The 3,674-nt window shown below is 68.6% G+C and carries 3 protein-coding genes; all 3 read right to left on the bottom strand.

Features of this window, described 5'->3' with window-relative positions; genetic code table 11:
* On the bottom strand, positions 1–519 hold a 519-nt coding region (locus VNE60_11315), incomplete at its 3' end, for a DHH family phosphoesterase (protein ID HVB32106.1).
* A 68-nt stretch (positions 520–587) separates the two neighbouring features.
* On the bottom strand, positions 588–2,135 hold the full coding sequence (locus VNE60_11310; protein HVB32105.1) for an amino acid permease: 1,548 nt from the start codon (positions 2,133–2,135) through the stop codon (positions 588–590).
* 182 nt (positions 2,136–2,317) lie between these two features.
* A partial coding sequence (gene guaB / locus VNE60_11305) for an IMP dehydrogenase (GenBank protein HVB32104.1) occupies positions 2,318–3,674 on the bottom strand: 1,357 nt, incomplete at its 5' end.

The following is a 3,674-nucleotide window of genomic DNA, read 5'->3' as shown; positions in this document are numbered from 1 at the left end:
GGTGTACAGCGACCGCGCGATGGCCGGCGTGATGTCGAGGTCGAGCACGCGCGCCAGGTCGAACACCAGTTCGCCGGTGGCGCACGCGGCGGGATCGCTGAACAGCACCTCGCCGGCGGGATCGTTGGACACCACGTGGTGGTCGATCACGAGCCGCGGCACGGTGAGCGTGCGCACGGCGGGCGCGAGGGTGCCCAGGCGCGTCACGTCGTTGATGTCCACCACCACGAGCTCGTCGATCGCGAGCAACGCTTCGGCGCCCTGGGCGGTGGCGTCCTGCACGTCGTCGTCGAGCAGGAATGCGAACAGGTCGGGCCAGGGGGTGGGATTCACGATCCGCACCGTGACGCCGCGCTGGGCGAGCAACCGGGCCAGCGCCGTTTCCGAGCCGCACCCGTCGCCGTCGGCGTTGATGTGCGTGGACAGCGCCGCCACCGTGCCGGGCTTCCAGAACTCGGCCAGCCGGAGGATCGCGTCGCGTCGCGCGGGTGCTACGGAGAGAGCGTCGAACTCGGCCACGGCAGATGGGGGAGAAAGAGAAACGGCGCCCGGACCGGGCGCCGTTTCAAAGGTAATGCCTTCGAGGCTCAGTCGCCCGCGGCCTCGGCCGCGCGGCCGATGTGCGAGTGCGACTTGCCGTAGGTGAAATACACCACGAGGCCGATCGCCATCCACACGGCCAACCGGATCCAGGTGTCGATGGGCAGGAAGACCATCATGAACACGCAGGTGAAGATGCCGAGGATCGGCACCAGCGGCACGAACGGCGTGCGGAACGGCCGCTCGAGCTCGGGACGCTTGTACCGGAGCATGATCACGCCACCGCATACGATCACGAACGCCATGAGCGTGCCGATGGACACCAGCTCGCCGAGCAGGCCGATCGGGAACAGCCCGGCCACCACGCCGGCCACCGACCCCGTGAGGATCGTCGTGACATACGGCGTCTGGAACTTGGGGTGCACCTTGCCGAACACCGCGGGGAGCAGGCCGTCGCGCGACATCGAGAAGAAGATGCGCGGCTGGCCCATCAGCATCACCAGCACCACCGAGGCGAGGCCGAGGATGGCGCCAATGTTCACGAAGTAGGCGAGCCACCGGAGCGGCTGACCGGCGGCCTCGATGGCCACGAACACCGGGTGCGGCACGTTGAGCGTGGTGTAGTTGGCCAGGCCCGTCATCACCAGCGCCATCAGGATGTAGAGCACCGTGCACACCAGGAGCGAGGCCAGAATGCCGATCGGCATGTCCCGCTGCGGATTCTTGGCCTCCTGCGCGGCGGTGCTCACGGCGTCGAATCCGATGTACGCGAAGAACACCACCGCCGCCCCGCGCACGATGCCGCTGAGCCCGAACTCTCCGAAGTGGCCGTTGTTGGGCGGGATGAACGGATGCCAGTTGGCCGTCTTCACGTACATGAAGCCGAAGCCGATCACCAGGATCACGATCGACACCTTCGTGATCACGATCAGGTTGTTGAAGTTGGCCGATTCCTTGATGCCGACCACCAGCAGCGTGGTCATCAGGCCGATGAGGATCATCGCCGGCAGGTTCAGCATGCCGTGCGACACCACGTTCCCGGCGGCCACGCAGGCGTCCGCGGCCAGCGCCACGGCCTGGTTGGTGGCCGGATTGATGCAGAGCACGCTGCGCACGAGGTCGTGCGTGCCGACCACGTCCAGCGGCGCCTGCGTCCACGCGAGCGGCAGGTGGAACCCGAGTTCGTTCATGAACGCCGTGAAGTACCCCGACCAGCCCACGGCCACGGTCGCGGCACCGAACAGGTACTCGAGGATCAGGTCCCAGCCGATGATCCAGGCGATGAACTCGCCGAGCGTGGCGTAGGCGTAGGTATAGGCGCTGCCCGCGATCGGAATGAGCGCCGCGAACTCGGCGTAGCAGAGGCCGGCGAACAAGCAGCCCAGCCCGGCCACGACGAACGAGAGCACGATGCCCGGACCGGCGTACTGCGCCGCCGCGGTGCCGGTGAGCACGAAGATGCCCGCGCCGATGATCGCGCCGATGCCCAGAAATGTCAGATTCCACGCACCGAGCACGCGCTTGAGGTTGTTCGCACCTTCGGCGCTCGCTTCGGTCTGCAGTACGGCGAGGCTCTTGGTGGACGTGAGGCCCATGTCAGATTCTCCGGGGATTTACATACGAAGGGGCGGCAGTCGCGCCGCCCGGTGGTGGGGACACACAGTCCGGCGGGGCAGCCCGGATTGTATGCAAATCAGAACTTGTCGCCGCGGCCCGTGGTTTGTCAATGGGCCGGGCCGATGCGCGACGGGCCCCCTTGCAGGGGCCCGTCCGGTGCTCACAGCGAGTAGTTCGGCGCTTCCCGCGTGATCGTCACGTCGTGCGGGTGCGACTCCCGCAGTCCCGCCGCCGTGATCCGCACGAACGCCGTGCGCGTGCGCAACTCGTCGATGCTGCCGCAGCCCACGTAGCCCATGCCGCTGCGGAGCCCGCCCACCATCTGGAACAGCACGTCGCCCACCGGACCCTTGTAGGGCACGCGCCCCTCGATCCCCTCGGGCACGAGCTTCTTGGGCGAGAGTTCGCCCTCCTGGAAGTACCGGTCGGCGCTCCCGTCCTGCATGGCCGACAGCGATCCCATGCCGCGCACCATCTTGAACCGGCGCCCCTCGAGCAGGAACGCCTCGCCCGGGCTCTCCTCCGTGCCGGCGAGCATGGACCCCATCATCACGCTGGACGCGCCGGCGGCCAGCGCCTTGACCGCGTCGCCCGAATACTTGATGCCGCCGTCGGCGATCACCGGCACGCCGTCGGCGCCCTCCACGGCGTCGAAGATCGCCGTGAGCTGCGGCACGCCCACGCCGGTGACCACGCGCGTGGTGCAGATCGAGCCCGGCCCCACGCCCACCTTCACCGCGTCCACCCCGCGCTCCACCAGCGCCCGCGCGCCCTCGCGCGTGGCGATGTTCCCGGCAATGAGTTGCACGGCGGGGAACTTCTCGCGCACCTGCGCGGTGGCCCGCAGCACGCCGTCGGCGTGTCCGTGCGCGGTGTCGATGACGAGCGCGTCCACGCCGGCTTCGACCAGCGCCCGCGCCCGGGCCAGGAAGTCCCCCGCCGCCCCGATCGCCGCCGCCACCCGCAGGCGCCCGTGCTCATCCTTGTTCGCCGTGGGAAACTGCCGCCGCTTGTGGATGTCCTTGACGGTGATCAGCCCCTTGAGCCTGCCCGTCTCGTCCACCACCGGAAGCTTCTCGATCCGCCCCTTGGCCAGGATGCGCTCGGCTTCGTCGAGCGTGGTGCCCAGGGGCGCCGTCACCAGCCGGTCCTTGGTCATCGCCTCGTTGAGCGTGCGGTCGAGCTGCTTCTCGAACTGCAGGTCGCGGTTGGTGATGATACCCACCAGCCGCCCCTCGTCGTCCACGATCGGCACGCCCGAGATGCTGAACCGGCGCATCAGCGCCGTGGCCTCGCGCACGGTATCGCCCGGGCGCAGCGTGATCGGATTCATGATCATCCCGCTCTCGCTGCGCTTCACCCGGTCCACCTCCGCCGCCTGGCGGTCGATGGACATGTTCTTGTGGAGCACCGCGATGCCGCCGGCGCGGGCCATCGCGATCGCCATGTCGCTCTCGGTGACCGTGTCCATGGCCGCCGCCACGAGCGGAACGTTCAGCTCGATGCCGCGGGTGAAC

Source organism: Gemmatimonadaceae bacterium (assembly GCA_035533755.1).
Lineage (GTDB): Bacteria > Gemmatimonadota > Gemmatimonadetes > Gemmatimonadales > Gemmatimonadaceae > JAGWRI01.
The sequence above is the reverse complement of the archived record's forward strand: the minus strand, read 5'-3'. Positions and strand labels throughout refer to the sequence as shown.

Excerpts from the sequence above, each read along its gene's own strand:
- VNE60_11310 (HVB32105.1), bottom strand. The coding sequence starts at position 2,135 with ATGGGCCTCACGTCCACCAAGAGCCTCGCCGTACTGCAGACCGAAGCG.